This window comes from Pseudomonas sp. PDM13 (assembly GCF_025685765.1).
GTDB lineage: Bacteria > Pseudomonadota > Gammaproteobacteria > Pseudomonadales > Pseudomonadaceae > Metapseudomonas > Metapseudomonas solani.
The window spans coordinates 1-14,933 of the sequence record NZ_JAOTQU010000032.1 but is presented as its reverse complement, the minus strand read 5'-3'; the positions used below and the strand labels follow the sequence as shown (position 1 = coordinate 14,933).

14 protein-coding genes are annotated in these 14,933 nt (G+C 68.0%); 8 read left to right on the top strand and 6 right to left on the bottom strand.

Going from position 1 to position 14,933, the window contains the following annotated elements:
- Positions 1-248 precede the first annotated feature (248 nt).
- Positions 249-2,114, top strand: coding sequence for an alkaline phosphatase D family protein (locus OEJ36_RS26385; RefSeq protein WP_263404032.1), 1,866 nt, complete (start codon positions 249-251; stop codon positions 2,112-2,114).
- Positions 2,115-2,122: 8 nt separating this feature from the next.
- Here the strand turns inward: OEJ36_RS26385 and OEJ36_RS26380 are convergent, their stop codons facing one another.
- Together OEJ36_RS26380 and OEJ36_RS26375 are read right to left on the bottom strand one after the other, a co-directional pair.
- Entirely contained in the window at positions 2,123-5,008 is a 2,886-nt protein-coding gene (locus OEJ36_RS26380) for an autotransporter domain-containing protein (protein ID WP_263404031.1), read from the bottom strand.
- Positions 5,009-5,337: 329 nt separating this feature from the next.
- On the bottom strand, positions 5,338-6,180 hold the full coding sequence (locus tag OEJ36_RS26375) for a CAP domain-containing protein (protein ID WP_148304329.1): 843 nt from the start codon (positions 6,178-6,180) through the stop codon (positions 5,338-5,340).
- Positions 6,181-6,420: 240 nt separating this feature from the next.
- On the opposite strand from OEJ36_RS26375, the gene OEJ36_RS26370 reads away from it, so the two are divergent.
- A complete protein-coding gene (locus OEJ36_RS26370) occupies positions 6,421-6,822 on the top strand; it encodes a hypothetical protein (RefSeq protein WP_263404030.1) in 402 nt (133 codons plus the stop codon).
- A gap of 94 nt (positions 6,823-6,916) precedes the next feature.
- Positions 6,917-7,315, top strand: a complete 399-nt coding sequence (locus OEJ36_RS26365; RefSeq protein WP_263404029.1) for a hypothetical protein — start codon at positions 6,917-6,919, stop codon at positions 7,313-7,315.
- A 1-nt stretch (position 7,316) separates the two neighbouring features.
- On the opposite strand, the gene OEJ36_RS26360 is transcribed toward OEJ36_RS26365, so the two are convergent.
- On the bottom strand, positions 7,317-7,661 hold the full coding sequence (locus tag OEJ36_RS26360) for a hypothetical protein (RefSeq protein ID WP_021222075.1): 345 nt from the start codon (positions 7,659-7,661) through the stop codon (positions 7,317-7,319).
- A 70-nt stretch (positions 7,662-7,731) separates the two neighbouring features.
- Positions 7,732-8,148, bottom strand: coding sequence for a group II truncated hemoglobin (locus OEJ36_RS26355; RefSeq protein WP_263404028.1), 417 nt, complete (start codon positions 8,146-8,148; stop codon positions 7,732-7,734).
- A 225-nt stretch (positions 8,149-8,373) separates the two neighbouring features.
- Here OEJ36_RS26355 and OEJ36_RS26350 point away from each other — a divergent pair, with 225 nt between their 5' ends.
- The 5 genes from OEJ36_RS26350 to OEJ36_RS26330 all read left to right on the top strand — a co-directional run bounded on the left by OEJ36_RS26350 (position 8,374) and on the right by OEJ36_RS26330 (position 11,433).
- Positions 8,374-8,790, top strand: a complete 417-nt coding sequence (locus tag OEJ36_RS26350; protein ID WP_263404027.1) for a MerR family transcriptional regulator — start codon at positions 8,374-8,376, stop codon at positions 8,788-8,790.
- Positions 8,791-8,848: 58 nt separating this feature from the next.
- A complete protein-coding gene (locus tag OEJ36_RS26345) occupies positions 8,849-9,430 on the top strand; it encodes an NAD(P)H-dependent oxidoreductase (RefSeq protein WP_263404026.1) in 582 nt (193 codons plus the stop codon).
- 121 nt (positions 9,431-9,551) lie between these two features.
- Positions 9,552-10,340 carry an SDR family NAD(P)-dependent oxidoreductase gene (locus OEJ36_RS26340; RefSeq protein ID WP_263404025.1) on the top strand — a complete coding sequence of 263 codons (789 nt, stop codon included), beginning with the start codon at positions 9,552-9,554 and terminating at the stop codon, positions 10,338-10,340.
- Positions 10,341-10,502: 162 nt separating this feature from the next.
- On the top strand, positions 10,503-11,204 hold the full coding sequence (locus OEJ36_RS26335) for a YebC/PmpR family DNA-binding transcriptional regulator (RefSeq protein ID WP_021222080.1): 702 nt from the start codon (positions 10,503-10,505) through the stop codon (positions 11,202-11,204).
- Positions 11,205-11,208: 4 nt separating this feature from the next.
- Positions 11,209-11,433, top strand: a complete 225-nt coding sequence (locus OEJ36_RS26330; protein ID WP_021222081.1) for a hypothetical protein — start codon at positions 11,209-11,211, stop codon at positions 11,431-11,433.
- Between the two features lie 202 nt (positions 11,434-11,635).
- Here the strand turns inward: OEJ36_RS26330 and OEJ36_RS26325 are convergent, their stop codons facing one another.
- Both OEJ36_RS26325 and OEJ36_RS26320 read right to left on the bottom strand, forming a co-directional pair.
- On the bottom strand, positions 11,636-13,132 hold the full coding sequence (locus tag OEJ36_RS26325) for a TolC family protein (RefSeq protein WP_263404024.1): 1,497 nt from the start codon (positions 13,130-13,132) through the stop codon (positions 11,636-11,638).
- A gap of 50 nt (positions 13,133-13,182) precedes the next feature.
- On the bottom strand, positions 13,183-14,933 hold a 1,751-nt coding region (locus OEJ36_RS26320; RefSeq protein WP_263404023.1), incomplete at its 5' end, for an Ig-like domain-containing protein.

Genomic DNA, 14,933 nt, shown 5'->3' with positions numbered 1-14,933 from the left:
CTGTAGGGGCGAATTCATTCGCCCAAGGCGCGCGAAGCGCGCCCCTCCCCGTGGAATTCATTCGCGATGGGCGCATCCGGCTGAACTGAACCCTGTCACGCCCGCTAACAGAACAGTCGCCCTTGCTGTTCAGCCGCCCTGGCCAGTCGCGTTATTCTTCCGCGCTTGTCCGCCCGATACCCTTTGCCCCGATGCCCTCACCCCAACTCGCCACGTCCGATCACCTTCCGCCCGTTCTTGCCGGCCCGATGCTGCGGCGGCTGGAGGCGCAGCGCGTGGTGCTGTGGCTGGTGGCCAGCCGCGAGCTGGCGCTGAACCTGCGGTTGAGCATCGAGGGTGAAGCCCGCGATCACCGCCTCGATGGCGAGGCCTGCCAGGTGGTGCAGCTGGGGCGGCACGCTTTCCTGCACCTGATCGACCTGCACCTGGATGCACCCCTGCCCTGCGACCGGCAGATCGACTACGACCTGCGTTTCGACGACCAGGGCATCGCCCAATGGGCGCCGCACCTGCTCTATGGCGAGGCGCAGCAGCCGGGCTTCGTGCTGCGCTCGAGTATCGACCAGTTGCTCCATGGCTCCTGCCGCAAGCCCCACCACCCGGCGGCGGAGGGCCTGCTTTGCGCGGACCGCCTGCTGGCCGCGCAACCCGCGCCGGAACAGCGCCCGGCGCTGCTGATGCTCAGTGGCGACCAGGTCTACGCCGACGATGTGGCCGGGCCGATGCTGCGCGCCATCCACCAGCTGATCGCCCGCCTCGGGCTGTTCGACGAGCGCCTGGACGGTGCCGTGGTCGACGACAGCCAGGCCCTGTACCAGCACCCGGCCAGCTACTACCGGCGCGCCGACCTGTTGCCGGCGCTGGAGAGCAACGAAACCCTGCGCGAGCGCTTCTTCGGGGGCGCGAAGAAGCCCATCTTCACCAGCAGCAACGCCGACAACCACCTGGCGACCCTGGCCGAGGTGCTGGCCATGTACCTGCTGGTGTGGTCGCCGGTGCCCTGGACGCTGCTGGAAACCGAGATGCCGTCACTGCCGGTGGACAAGGTCGAGCGCTACCAGCTGGAACGCCAGCGCCTGGAGGCCTTCCGCGAGAGCCTGCCGGGCGCGGCGCGGGTGTTCGCCCACCTGCCGACGCTGATGATCTTCGACGACCACGACATCACCGACGACTGGAACCTCTCCGCCCAGTGGGAACAGACCGCCTACGGCCATCCCTTCTCCAAGCGCATCATCGGCAACGCCCTGCTCGCCTACCTGCTCTGCCAGGGCTGGGGCAATGACCCGGACGCCTTCACCGCGCTGCTGGAGAAGATCCAGGCGCTTACCGCCAGCGCGCAGGCCGACAACCACTTCGACAGCCCGGCGCTGGATGACCTGATCGACGAGTTGCTGGCCTTCAACCACTGGCAGTACAGCCTGCCCACCACGCCCGCCCTGCTGGTGCTGGACACCCGCACCCGCCGTTGGCGCAGCGAGGTGAATCTCAAGCGCCCCTCCGGCCTGCTGGACTGGGAAGCCCTGAGCGAGCTGCAGCATGAGCTGCTCGACCACCCTTCGGCCATCATCGTCTCGCCCGCGCCGGTGTTCGGCGTGAAGCTGATCGAGGCGGTGCAGAAGGTCTTCAGCTGGTTCGGCCACCCCTTGCTGGTGGACGCGGAGAACTGGATGGCCCATCGCGGCGCGGCCCAGGTGATCCTCAACATCTTCCGCCACTCGCGCACGCCGGGCAGCTACGTGATCCTCTCCGGGGACGTGCACTACTCCTTCGTCTACGAGGTGCTGATCCGCCATCGCAAGCAGGGCCCGCGCATCTGGCAGATCACCAGCAGCGGCGTGAAGAACGAATTCCCCCGGCGCCTGCTGGATGTCTTCGACCGCCTCAACCGCTGGCTCTACTCGCCCCACTCGCCGCTCAACTGGTTCACCAAGCGCCGGCGCATGCAGGTGGTGCCGCGCACCCCGGCCCACAGCAAGGCGGGCGAGCGCCTGTGGAATTCGGCCGGCCTCGGCCAGGTGTTCTTCGACGAGCGGGGGCGCCCGGCGCGCATCTTCCAGCTCAACGCCGACGGCAGCGACGCCACCGAGTTCCTCGACGAGCCGGACCGATCCTGACCGCGCCGCTAAAAGGGCATGTTCACCCGCAGTGACGCCGCCTGGTCGTCATAGTCGCCACGCGCCTGGGCGCTATAGTCCAGGGACAGCTCGGCGCCGTTGTCGAACTGCCGGGCGATGCCGAAGCCGCTGCGCAGCAGCCAGGGGCTGGGCGCCTCGCCCGTGGTGGTGAAGCGCTGGCCCGGCGCACCGGCGAAGGCCGCGGTGAGGGCGCCGTCCTCGTTGATCAGGTCGTAGCCCACGCCCAGGCTGGCGTTGAGTCGCAGGTTGGGGGCGATGGCGTGTTCCAGCTTGCCGTCGAAGCCGGCGATCAACTGATCGGTGTCCCGCGCATCCACCTCCAGCAGCAGCGGCGCCAGGCTGCCAGGGCCGCGCTCGCGGTAGGCGTCCTCGTGGATGTGGTTGTAGTCCAGGCGCAGCGAGGGCAGCAGCCGCGAATACTCGCCGAGCTGGAAGGCCTTGCCGAGGCTGGTGCCGACCGTGGTCACCAGGCTGTCGTAGTCGGCCTTGGCGGTGCCACGCAGCCCGGAGATGGCCATGCCGCGCTCACCCTCCACGCGGTTCTGCCCGGCGCCGGCGTAGAGCATCAGCTCGGTGTCCGGGGCCAGGGTGTGGCTGCTGTAGCCGAGGAACTGCCACATGCCCAGGCGGTTGCTCTGCTGGCCGCCCTGCTCGCTGCGGCCGGTGCCGCCATCGGCATAGGCGAAGGCCACGCCCGCCCGCGAGCTGGCAGAGGTGCGGGTGTCGAAGCCGAACACCGTACCGCTGGCGGCATCGAGGGCGCTGCCGTCGTCGCGGCCGGTGCGGTAGCTGAAGGGTTGGCTCCAGATCGAATCGCCGGGTGCGGCCAGCCCGCCCGCCGCCAGCTGCCCGGTGGCGGACTGCAGGCGCCCCTGCACCGCGTCACCGATGGCGGCCAGGGCGAACTGGCTGCTGCGCAGGGCGTCGCTGTTCATCGGCAGGGTCTGCGCCAGGCTGCTGGCCACCTCGGCCGTGCTGGTGGCGCTGACGAAGTAGGGGGTGAAGGCGCTGGCGCTGCCCTGGGCGAGTTGCTGGTCGATCACCTGGGCGGCACCGCCGGCATCCAGCCCGGCGCTACGAGCGGCCGTGGCGACGCCATCGGCGGACTTGGCGGCGAGGGTCAGGTCGACCGTGTTGCCATCCTTCACCGCGCCGAAGCCGAACAGCGCCGAGTTGCTGGTGACGTTGAAGGTGCCGTCGGACTGCAGCGTGCCGGCGCTGAGCACGTCCTGCAGGCGGTCGACGTCGAAGGCCTGGCCGGGGTTGGCCACGTCCACGTCGAAGCGCGCCTGGCTCGGCAACGTGGCGGTGCCGGTGACCACCAGTTGCCCGTAGTGGGCGGCGTCCTGCACCTGGGGGCGCAGCACGGCGCCGGCCGCCTGGCGGTAGTCGCCATCGATGGTGGCCTTGGCCGAGGCGCCGGCGGCGTTGACGGCGGCCACCGAGAGCACGCCGCGGTTGACGAACTCATCGACCGTGAACAGGTTGCCGTCCTGCAGGGTGTAGCCAGCGTCGCTGAACAGCGTCACCCGGGTACGCGGCGCGAACACTTCGCCGATGAACTGGGCGCTGTTCGCCCCGGCGATGTAGAGGCCGTCGAGGGTCGCCTCGTCGCCCACCCGCAACGCGTAGTCGTCGCCTTGGAGCACCCCGCTGTTGATCAGCCCGCCGCCGATCACGGTGTTGCCGTCGAGCACCAGGCCCGTGGCGCCTTCGATGCGCCCGCGGTTGTAGAAGCCGCCGTCCAGTTGCACGTCGTCGAAGTTCACCGCTGTGGTCGCCGCCTTGACCGTACCGCTGTTGACCACCTTGCCGTGGACGGTGGTGCCGGTGGAGTTCCAGCCGAAGCCGCCGCCATCCGGGTTGAAGCGGCCCTCGATGGTGCCGCTGTTGCGGATGTCGCCGCCGATGGTGGCGAAGTTGACGCTCATGCCGTTGTTGCCGGCGATGCGCTCGCGGTTGTTCAGGTCGTGGCCGATGCTGCCGCGCAGCATCACCAGGCCGGTGCCGAGGGAGCCGGTGTCGATATCGCCGGCGTTGGTCAGGTAGCCGACGATATCGGTGTCGGCCAGGCGCACGCCACCGAAGGGGAAGGACCCCGCGCCGATGCTGCCGGTGTTCACCACATCGAGGCCGATGCGCGTGTCGGTGACATACAGGCCCCAGCCGTCGGTGCCTTCCAGGGTGCCGTAGTTGCGGATGCTGCCGAGGATGTCGCTGCCGGCGATGTCCATGCCGTTGGCCTGGCCGGTGATGGTGCCGCTGTTGCGGATATCGCCACCGAGACTGCTGTCGACCAGGCTCACGCCGGTGGAACCGAGGATGGTCCCGCTGTTGCGCAGCGCGCCGTCGACCCGGCTGCCGCTGAGGTAGATACCATCGGCCGGGTCCTGCCCGTCGATCAGCCCGGAATTGACGATGGCGCCATGCAGGGTGCTGTCGTCCAGGCGCAGGGCGGCGTCGCCACCGTTCACCGTGAGCCCTTCGAAGCGGATCACCCCGCTGGCGTTGTTGAGCAGGCTGCCGGTCACCTCGGTGCCTTGCAGGCGCAAAGTCGCTCCGTCGCCGTCCAGGCCGCCGATGGCCGAGAGCGTGCCGTTGTTGCGCAGGGTGCTGGCGCCGTCACCGGCGTGGTCGATGAGCACCGCCGGGCCCTCCGTCACCTCGATGGCCCCGCTGGCGGTGACCTGCAGGTCGCTGCCGGCCGCCACCGTGCAGGGGCTTTCCAGGCGCCCGCTGAGCCGCGTCGGGCAGTCGTCGGCGAAGGCCTCGGGGACCACCAGCCCGCCAAGGGCCAGGGTGACCGCGCAGGCCAGCCGCGCACGGGGAAAGGCGCCTGCCTTGAGGCAGACCGGTTTCGGGGAAGGGGTCATCGGTGCGTCCTTACCAGGACTCCATGGGAAGGTTCTGGGTATAGGAAGCGAGGCATGGCCTGTCAAAGAATCGATACAGAAACCGACGAAGGGCGGAGATGCCCGCCGCTTCGCTTGTTTTCATGGAACTTAATGGAAGTTGCCGCTGTCGCGACTGGCTGCCACCGTAGCCTAGGCTTCAGCCCGGGGATATCGATGCCTCATTGGAGCCACTCATGGGCGGCGAGCATCGATGGGTTTCGCCAGGCTCTACCCATCCTACGGACCGGCCCTCGTAGGATGGGAAGAGCGCAGCGAATCCCATCAAGCGGAGCCCCAAACCAACCTCGTCACTGCGTCCCGAACATCGCCGTCCAATAGATGCCGGCATCGCTTTTCGGGTCCACCGCGTAGCCGGCGCCCAGCTCGCGGTACTGCGGGTTCATCAGGTTGGCGCAATGGCCGGGGCTGGCGAGCCAGCCGTCGAGCACCTTGCGCGCGCTGTCCTGGCCGGCGGCGATGTTCTCGCCGATCTGCTGGCCGACATAGCCCGCCAGTTCGGCGCGGTCGCCCGGGGTGCGGCCATCACGGCCCTTGTGGTCGAAGTAGTTCTGGTTGGCCATGGAACGTGCATGGCCTTCGGCAGCGGTGCCCAGGGTGGCGTTCCAGGCCAGTGGCGTGGTGGCGGCGAAGGCCTGCCCGCCGCATTGGCGGGGCTGGGCGCGCACGGCGTTGATCTGCTCCAGCAGCGTCTGTCCCTCCTTCTCCCATTTGCCCAGGGCGGCGGCCAGCAGCGGCCGGGCGAGGACGATGCGCCAGTCGCGGTCCTCACGGCTCACGCCGACGTCGACGAACTGCGGGTCCAGCAGCACATGGCAGAAGCTCTCCTGCAACGCGCCCATAGCGGACTTGGCATCACGGGGGCCGGACAGGCTGATGGCCTGCACGTTGACCATGGGGTAGGAGGACTGCGCCAGCGCCTGCTGCAGGTCGCCGATGCTGCTGGCCGACAGCACCAGGCGCGGGTCCGCGGCCAGCGGCGGCAGCTCCAGGGATGCCTCGCCGGCGCAGCTCTGCACCGAGCTGCGGTACAGGTTGATCGATTCGACCAGCTGCGATTCCTCGCTGGCCATGGCGCCAGCCGCCAGTGCCATTCCCAGCGTCAACGCCGCAAGCCGCGACACGCGATGCATGCCCCCCATGGAAACCTCCCTTAGCTGATAGCGCTCATGATGCGCGATTCCAATCCGTCCAGCGCAATGCGATATCACCCCTGGCGCGGCCCAGCCTGCTTGATCCACAGGCACGGGCGCAAGGCCCGGCGGGCCCGATCATGGGATTTGGACAGCCGAAGCGGGAAAATGTGCAGCACGGGGCCATCAGGCGCTGGTCGGCCCTACGCAAGCGCGCCGGGCTGCCGCTATGATCGATGCATGACGGCCACCCTCCCCCTGCGCAACCCCTGCCCGCCCGGCACCTGCATTTGCGAGCGCGACCAGCTGCTGGACGCGCCCGGCGCCGACCTGCGCATCCTGCGCCTGACGCGCCAGGAAGAGCTGCGCCTGCTCGACCGGCTGGAGAACATCACCAGCCTCGACGACCTCGGGCGTATGCAGCAGAAGATGTTCGAGCAGCTCGGCATCCGCCTGGCCATCGCCCCCGGCTTCAACGAGGTGCGCAGCGGGCGCGGCATCGAAATCGACATCGCCGAGCAGGCCGGCCTCTGCCGCAAGACCCGCCAGTCCATCCCCAGCGCCATCCGCCGCGGCCTGGAGAGACACCCGGAAATCCTCTACGCCCTGCTCAACGCCCACGATCTGTTGCGGGATGCTTGAGGCGCATTGCGAGCTCTGATCGGCCCTGCCAAGATTGCCCGCCGCTTTTTGCACAAACAGGGCGACGGACGCCCCGACCCAACAAGGATGTGAAGTGCGCTACCCACTGACGCCCTATGTACTGAGCTTTGCCGCCTGCGCCTGTGCCCTGATCCTGCTGGGCATGGCCGGCGTGATAGGCATCGCCCGCAGAAACCCGCAATACAAGGCCCTGTGGCTGTCCCTGTTCAGCGTCGGTGCCGCCTACCTGGTGGCCATCGCGCTACTGGTGGTCAGCGGCCTGCTGCTGGAGGACATGAACCCGCGACTGGACCATCCCTTCGCATTTGCCTGCGCCACGCTCACCACCGTATTCGCGGCCGGTACGCTGTTCTGGCGAATCAGCCCACTCAAGGCCCTGCTGCACCTGTTGCCGAGCCTGTTGTCCTTCGCCATCGCCTACGTGCCGGCGCTGTTCATCTACGGCTGCGCCACCACTCCCGTCTGCCTGTGAATCACGCCGGCACGAACGGCTCCACCGAAACCACCTGGTAGTCGTAGCGCTCGCCGCGCTCGTTGCGGATCAGCGCTTCGCCGGGGACGATGCGGCGGCCGTAGAGGTCGATCAGGGTGCGGGTGTCGTCCAGGGCGCCCCAGTCCATCAGTGCTTCGGTGTCGGAGTACTCCTCCAGCACGAAGGGGTAGCGCACGTACATGCGGTCTTCGTCGTCGTAGTCCTTCACATAGCCGAAGGCTTCCACGGTTTTCTCGATGCTCATGTCGTCGGCCTGCAGGGCGACGATCACCAGGGTCTGTCTTTCGTCTTCAGCCCATTGGGCGACGATGCGTACGGGTTTCATGGGGACCTCGATAGGGAGTTGGCCGGAGCCGGCCCGGCAAGTATGGATGGCGGAGGATGACGGGCAAGCGTCAGCCGTGGCGGTTGCGACTGGCCTGCACCACCCGCTCGGCGGGGATGCGCAACTGGGCCAGCAGGTAGTCGGCGAATTCGCTGGAGTAGCCCTGCAGCGCGATCGCCCGCTCCATGCACAGCAGCCAGGCGGCGCTGCGGGCTTCGTCGATCGGCCATTGGGCGTGGAAGGCGGGAATGGCGATGGAGCCGTATTTCTCGCTGAACAGGCGCGGGCCGCCGAGCCAGCCGCTGAGGAAGCTGGCGAGCTTGTCCCGCGACAGCTCCAGGCTCTCCGGGTGCATGCCGCGCAGGTCACGAGCCTCCGGCAGTTCGTCCATCAGGCGGTAGAAGTCATCGACCAGGCGACGCAGGCCGTCGATCTCGCCAGCGGCCTGGTAGGAGGCATCGCCGACGCCAAAGGATGGGGTGCTCAAGGCTCGAACTCCTCGAAAAAGGCGGCATTGTAGCGACCGCCCCCGTCACTGCCGAGCCCCGCCCCACGTGCCGCAAGGTCGCAGGCAAAGGCTGGGCGGGTGGGCGTGGGGTGGGCGTAGGGTGGGCTTCAGCCCACCGTTTTCATCCCCGCATCAAACCGCCATTGAACGACTCGCGGCCAGCCATTACCGTCATCCCCTCTCTCACCCCCAGGGACGCCCACCATGCACATCGGCGAACTCGCCAGCCGCACAGGCGCCAGCGCCAAGGCCATCCGCCTGTATGAAGAGCAGGGCCTGCTCGGCCCGGTGCCGCGCCAGGGCGTCTACCGCGTTTATGGCGAGCGCCACCTGCAGCAGGTGCTGCTGATCCGCCAGGCGCAATCGGTGGGTTTCCGCCTGGCCGAACTGCACCCGCTGCTGGCCGGTGGCGAAGAACCCGACTGGCCCGAGCTGTACCAGCGCCTGCAGGACAAGCGTGCTGCCCTGCGTGCGGAAATCCGCCGGCTGCAACGCCTGGACGCACAGCTGGGGCGTATCGGCGCAGAAATCCATGCCTGCATCGGCGGCCAGCCCCAGGCCGACCAGGCCCTTTGCGCCACCGAACCCGCCCAGCGCGGCGCCCTGCTGCACGAGGCTTGACTCTGCCCCTAGGGGCAGACGCCAGACTGCCGCCTTTCCTTCAATGGGCAGGTGGCACATGGCAACGAAACGCGTCCTGGTGGTACTCGGGCATCCCTCGGGCGAGAGCTACTGCGCGGCACTGGCGCAGGGTTATGCACAGGCGGCTCAGGCGGCAGGCCACGAGGTGCGCACGCTGTGCCTGCACCAGCTGGATTTCGACCCCATCCTCCACGAGGGCTACCGGCGCATCCAGCCACTGGAGCCGGACCTGCTCCGCGCCCAGGAGGCGATCACCTGGGCCGAGCACCTGTGCTTCGTCTACCCCATCTGGTGGGGCGGTGTGCCGGCGCTGTTCAAGGGCTTTCTCGACCGCATACTGCTGCCGGGCTTCGCCTTCGCCTACCGCAAGGGCAACCCCTTCCCCGCGCGGCTGCTCAAGGGCCGCTCGGCGCACCAACTGGTCCCCCTCGATACGCCGCCCTGGTACTTCCGCTGGGTCTACCGCGCCCCGGGCCTGAACCAGATGGAACGCACCACCCTGAAATTTTGCGGCATCACCCCGGTGCGCACGCTACCGCTGGGGCCGATACGCGGCGCCAGCGAGGCACGCCTGGCCGGCTGGCTGGAGGATGCGCGCAAGCTGGCGGGGCGGATCTGACCGGCAACCGTACCCGGCGCACACCCTGATTCTCCCGGGCTGAAGCCCGGGCTACGGCACGGGGCGGATAAAGCGTCTATACCCAATCTCCGGTACCGCTCCCCAACCCCCCGGAGGAAACATGAATTTCAACCTGACCAACAAACGCGCCCTGGTCTCGGGCTCCACCAAGGGCATCGGCTTCGCCATCGCCGCCGGCCTGGCCCGCGAGGGTGCACGGGTGATCCTCAACGGCCGCAGCCAGGGTTCGGTGGACGAGGCCCTCGCCCGCCTGCGCGCCCAGCAGCCCGATGCCAAAGTCGAAGGCTTCGCCGGTGACCTGACCCAGCCCGAAGAGATCGCCCGGCTGGTGCAGCACCACCCGGAAGTGGACGTGCTGGTGAACAACCTGGGCATCTTCGATCCCAAGCCCTTCGACGACATTCCCGACGAGGACTGGCAGCGCTTCTTCGACACCAACGTCATGTCCGGCGTGCGCCTGACCCGCGCTTACCTGGCCGGCATGAAGACGCGCAACTGGGGCCGCGTGGTGTTCATCAGCAGCGAGAGCGGCGTGCAGATTCCGACGGAGATGATCCACTACGGCGTAACCAAAACCGCTCAACTGGGCCTCTCCCGCGGGCTGGCCGAAACCTGCGCCGGCACCGGGGTCACGGTCAACGCCGTGCTGCCGGGCCCGACCCACTCCGAAGGCGTGGGCGAGTTCGTCGACAAGCTCTCCGGCGGCCAAAGCTTCGAATCCTTCGAGAAGGAGTTCTTCACTAGCGCCCGCCCTACCTCGCTGCTCAAGCGCTTCGCCCGCCCGGAGGAAGTGGCCAACCTGGTGGTCTATGTCTGCTCCGAGGCCTCCTCCGCCACCAATGGTGCCGCTCTTCGCGTAGACGGCGGCGTAGTGCGCTCGGCCTTTTAACCTGCGCTCCACGACTTTCCGCCTAGTTTGGTTGCGGCGTCGGGGTGCGACTCCACCAACCGGCGCCGCAACTGGCAGGCGCCCCCGCCTGCCCGGTAGAATCGCCCACCTGTCATGAGCGGGCAGCGCCCCGCTCCCCGTGCAACCTGCGAGAGAAACGCCATGGGCGCCCAGTGGAAAGCCAAACCTAAAGAAGCCGCCGCCAACGCCCGAGGGAAGATCTTCGGCAAGCTGGTGAAGGAAATCATGATCGCCGCCCGTAACGGCGCCGACCCGGACATGAACCCCAAGCTGCGCCTTGCCGTGCACCAGGCCAAGAAGGCCTCGATGCCCAAGGACACCCTGGAGCGCGCCATCAAGAAAGGCGCCGGCCTCACCGGTGAAGTGGTCAACTACGAGCGCACCCTCTACGAAGGTTTCGCCCCGCACCGCGTGCCGGTGATCGTCGAATGCCTGACCGACAACCTCAACCGCACTGTCGCCGAGATCCGCGTGCTGTTCCGCAAGGGCCAGCTGGGCACCTCCGGATCGGTGTCCTGGGACTTCGACCACCTGGGCATGATCGAGGCCGAGCCGGCCAGCGCCGATGCCGACCCGGAACTGGCCGCCATCGAAGCCGGCGCCCAGGACTTCGAAACCGGTGACGAAGGCGCCACCTTCTACACCGACCCCACCGACCTGGACGCCGTGTGCAAGGCGCTGCCGGAATTCGGCTTCACCGTGGCGTCGGCCAACCTGGGCTACAAGGCGAAGAACCCGGTCGCGCTTTCCGGCGCCGAGCTGGAAGAGGTCGAGGCCTTCCTCGACGCCCTCGACAACCACGACGATGTGCAGAACATCTACGTCGGCCTGCAGGCCAACTGACCCCGTGGGCCGCGAACGCTTCCACCAGGACAACGCCGAGCGCGCCCTCGCCGACGCGCTGCGCCTGCTGGACCAGCGCGCGGCCCTTGGCCCGCGCTGGCTGGCCTGGGTCGCCACCGAGCTCTACCAGCTCAAGCCGCCGGAATACGCCGCCATGGTGCGCCGCGAGCTGGAACGCCTGAGCACCGCCCAGCGGCTGTTCGAAGAGCAGGCGCAGAGCGTTCACTGAGCCCTCGGGTTGGCGCCGAGGCACAAGCCCCCTCCCCTCATGCGTCAAGGGTCGCCAGCATGCACACCGCCCCGTAGGGCGGGTGCAACCCGCGAGGGCACGCTGCCGACCCCGTCGGGTTTCACCTGCCCCACGCGCAGCCGATCCGGTTTTTTGCCCATGAAAAAGGGGCCGAAGCCCCTTTCCCATCGAACCGCGAGGGTTACTTCGCAGTGCCGATATCGCCGTTTTCCCAACGCGATTCGCTGTTGGCCAGGGCCCCGGCGATGGTGGAGAGGTTGGCGTCCGGCAGCGCGTCCGGCAGCGGGTCTACACCGGCGCTGATGAACAGCTGGCTGTAGGCGTTGCGCAGGTCGGCATAGGACAGGTCACGCTTGAGCTGCGCCTGCAGGGTGTTCAGCTCGCCCTGGATCAGTTCCAGCTCGCCGATGCTCTGAGTGCTGTAGCGGTTGCGCAGTTGCTCGGCGATCTGCCCGTCCAGGTCGGCCAGTTGCTGGCTGGTCTGGAACTGGCGCTGGGCCTCATGGAAGTTGGCGTTGGCCACGTACAGCTGAGCCAGCACCGCCATGGACATGGCCTGGCGACGCGCGTCGGCGACTTTCTGCCCGGCCTTGGCAACATCGATGGCTGCCGGTGCCGAGAGCACGTTGAACAGGTTCCAGGTCACCTTCACGCCGTAGTCGGCCCAGCTCTGGTTCACCAGGAAGCTGTTGCTGTCGTAGTGGCCGCCGGCGGAGAACTCCAGGCCGGGCAGCAGACGCAGCATGGCCTTGCGGGTTTCGGCGGCACTGATGCGCGCCTGGTAGTCCTGCTCGCGCAGCTCGGGGCGGCTGGCCAGGGCCTGCTGCTCCAGGCTGGCGAAGTCGACCTTCAGCTCGGGCACGCTGTAGCCCTCGGTGGAGGCCAGCTGGTAGCTGGTGCTCAGCGGCAGGTTGATCAGCGCGGCCAGTTCGGTCTTGGCCAGGGTCAGGGCGCGGCGCTGGTCTTCCAACTGGCGCGTGGCTTCGATCAGGGCGCGCTGATAAGCCAGCACCTGCACGGCATCGCCGATGCGCTGGTTGCTCATGTGACGGCTGTTCTCGCGGGCCTGCTCCACGCGGCCCATGAGGCTGTCGATCTGCTTGAGCAGGCGCTCGGCCGCCACGGCACGCCAGTAGGCGGAGCGCACGTCCTGGGTGATGGTGTGGATGACCTTGCGACGGCGCTCTTCGACGATCAGGCGCTGGTCGGCCTGCTGCTTGGCGCTGACGTAGGCGACGCCGAAGTCGAGCACGTTCCATACCATGGTCAGGTCCGCCACGCCGCGATCGCGGTCTTGCGAGGTGGACGGTTCCAGGGACTGGGTGCCGGTCTCGATGCTCTGGCTGCTGGAGGCGCTGACGTTGTTGCGCCCGGCGTAGCCGGCAGACAGCGCCATGCGCGGCAGCATGTCGAAGCTGGCGAGGTCGAGCTGGCGCTCGGCCATGGCCTGCTCCATCACCTTCAGGCGCGCTTCGAGGTTGTACTTCACCGCACGGGCCATGGCCTGGTGCAGGGTCAGCGGGCCGGAGAGCGGCTCCTGGCCCTGGAACATGGTCTGCAGGTCGGTGCGTGCACGTTCCTCGCTGACACTCTTGTCGATAGGCTGGCTGGTCACGGCGCAGCCACTGATTGCCAAGGCCAGCAAACTGGCCGCAAACGCTTTGTAATTGTTGGTCATCCTTGTGCCGCCCCCTGGTACGGCTGGTTATTGGATATCCCCAAATCGTTTCAACCCTGGGCGGCCGTCCCCGCGACCTGACCCAGGGCCTGTGCCAGCTGACGCACCTGGCGCTGCTCGGCTTCCTTCATCTCATGCAGCTGCTGGCCCAGGGTCGGCGCGCCGAAGCTGCGCCCGCCCTGCCCATTGCCACGTTGCTTGTCGAAGATCTTCTCGTTGCTCTCCTGGGGCTTGTCCTTGCTGAACAGGCCGGAGAAGGTGCTGGCACCGAACACGCCGCCATCACCGCCACCGAAGCCGAGGAAGCCCGCGCCGGAACCGTCGCCGCTGCTGTCGCTGCTGGCGAACACCTGGGCGATGAAGCTGGGCGCCAGGGCACCGTTGTTGATGAAGATGTTGCCCACGGTGGGAATACCGCTGCCCAGCGTCGGCTGTTCGAACAGCGGCGGCGGGATCAGCGGCGAGGTGGTGGTCGAGGGCGGCGGCGCGCTGGGCACGGTGGGCTGCAGCGGCACCGGGGTCTCGGTCGGCGTGGTCACCGGCGGGTTGGCGCGGAATTCCGGGTCGCCGTTGTCCAGGGAGCCGATCTGGTAGCCGATGGTGGAATAGGAGTCGACCATGGCGTTGCCCTGACCGTCGGCGACACCGCTGGCAATGGCCGGCAGCGACAGGCCCAGGCTGCCCTGGCCGGTGATGCCGCTGACCGTGACACGCCAGGTGTTGCCGGTCAGTTGCACGAGGGATTGCAGGGTGCCACTGACGCTGCCACCGGTGAGCAGGTTGAAGTCGGCCAGGTCGAGCCCGGTAACGTCTTCGCTGAAGGTGACGGTGAAGCTAACCGAGCTGTTGGTGGTGGGCGAGGTGCCGTCCAGAACGATATCGGTAACCCGGGGAGCCACTGCATCCACCAGCACGGCGCTGGTATCACCGACGCTGTTGAGGGTGGTCACCGCGTCGTTGCCAGCGGCATCGCGCAGGGTGCCGCCGTTGGCCTGGATCGCGCCGCCGACGCTGATGCCGTTGGCATCGGCCTGGCCGCTGGTGACCACCAGGCGGAACACCAGTGCGGTGGTGCCGCTGCCACTCAGGTACTGGGCGTAGGCGGTACCGCCGGTGTCCAGGGTGATGACCAGGCGCGGTGTGCCGCCGAGGGTGTCGACGGTGACGGCCTCGCCGAAGTTGACGGTGAAGTCGAGGTTCTGGCCAGGGCCGTAGGTGCCGTTGGCCGGGACCGTGACCGAAGTCACCGCCGGCGCCAGGCTGTCGATGGCGTAGTTGTTGGAATCGGTGCTGCCGGTGCCGGTGTTGCCCGCCGCGTCCTGCACGCCCGTGTTGTCGAGGCTGATCAGGTTGGTCGGGTCGGTGATGTTGGCATCGGGCGTCAGGGTCGCGGTCCAGGTGAGGCCGCCATCGATGCTGGACAGCCCGCTGAGGCTGCCGTTGGCCACGGTGAAGTCGCCCGTGGTCAGCCCGCTCACCGCTTCGCTGAAGGTGATGGTGACGGTGGTGCCCTGCCCGGCCTTCAGCGCGGTGTCGGCGACCAGGATGGTGGCCGTCGGCCGCTCGGTGTCGATGGCGTAGTTGTTGGAGTCGGTGGAGCCGGTGCCGGCGTTGCCGGCCCCATCCTGAACCCCGGCGTTGTTGAGGCTGATCAGGTTGCTCGGGTCGGTGACGTTGGCATCGGGCGTCAGGGTCGCGGTCCAGGTGATGCCGCCATCGGTGCTGACCAGCGCACTGAGGGAACCATTGGCCACGGTGAAGTCGCCCGTGGTCAGCCCGCTCACCGCTTCGCTGAAGGTGA

What these genes read in the sequence shown, in the direction of transcription:
- OEJ36_RS26375 (WP_148304329.1), bottom strand. Translation starts at nt 6,180, where the DNA reads ATGCATCGCGTGTCGCGGCTTGCGGCGTTGACGCTGGGAATGGCACTG.
- OEJ36_RS26345 (WP_263404026.1), top strand. Translation starts at nt 8,849, where the DNA reads ATGGCAACGAAACGCGTCCTGGTGGTACTCGGGCATCCCTCGGGCGAG.
- OEJ36_RS26335 (WP_021222080.1), top strand. Translation starts at nt 10,503, where the DNA reads ATGGGCGCCCAGTGGAAAGCCAAACCTAAAGAAGCCGCCGCCAACGCC.
- OEJ36_RS26340 (WP_263404025.1), top strand. Translation starts at nt 9,552, where the DNA reads ATGAATTTCAACCTGACCAACAAACGCGCCCTGGTCTCGGGCTCCACC.
- OEJ36_RS26370 (WP_263404030.1), top strand. Translation starts at nt 6,421, where the DNA reads ATGACGGCCACCCTCCCCCTGCGCAACCCCTGCCCGCCCGGCACCTGC.
- OEJ36_RS26350 (WP_263404027.1), top strand. Translation starts at nt 8,374, where the DNA reads ATGCACATCGGCGAACTCGCCAGCCGCACAGGCGCCAGCGCCAAGGCC.
- OEJ36_RS26325 (WP_263404024.1), bottom strand. Translation starts at nt 13,132, where the DNA reads ATGACCAACAATTACAAAGCGTTTGCGGCCAGTTTGCTGGCCTTGGCA.
- OEJ36_RS26385 (WP_263404032.1), top strand. Translation starts at nt 249, where the DNA reads ATGCTGCGGCGGCTGGAGGCGCAGCGCGTGGTGCTGTGGCTGGTGGCC.
- OEJ36_RS26380 (WP_263404031.1), bottom strand. Translation starts at nt 5,008, where the DNA reads ATGACCCCTTCCCCGAAACCGGTCTGCCTCAAGGCAGGCGCCTTTCCC.
- OEJ36_RS26360 (WP_021222075.1), bottom strand. Translation starts at nt 7,661, where the DNA reads ATGAAACCCGTACGCATCGTCGCCCAATGGGCTGAAGACGAAAGACAG.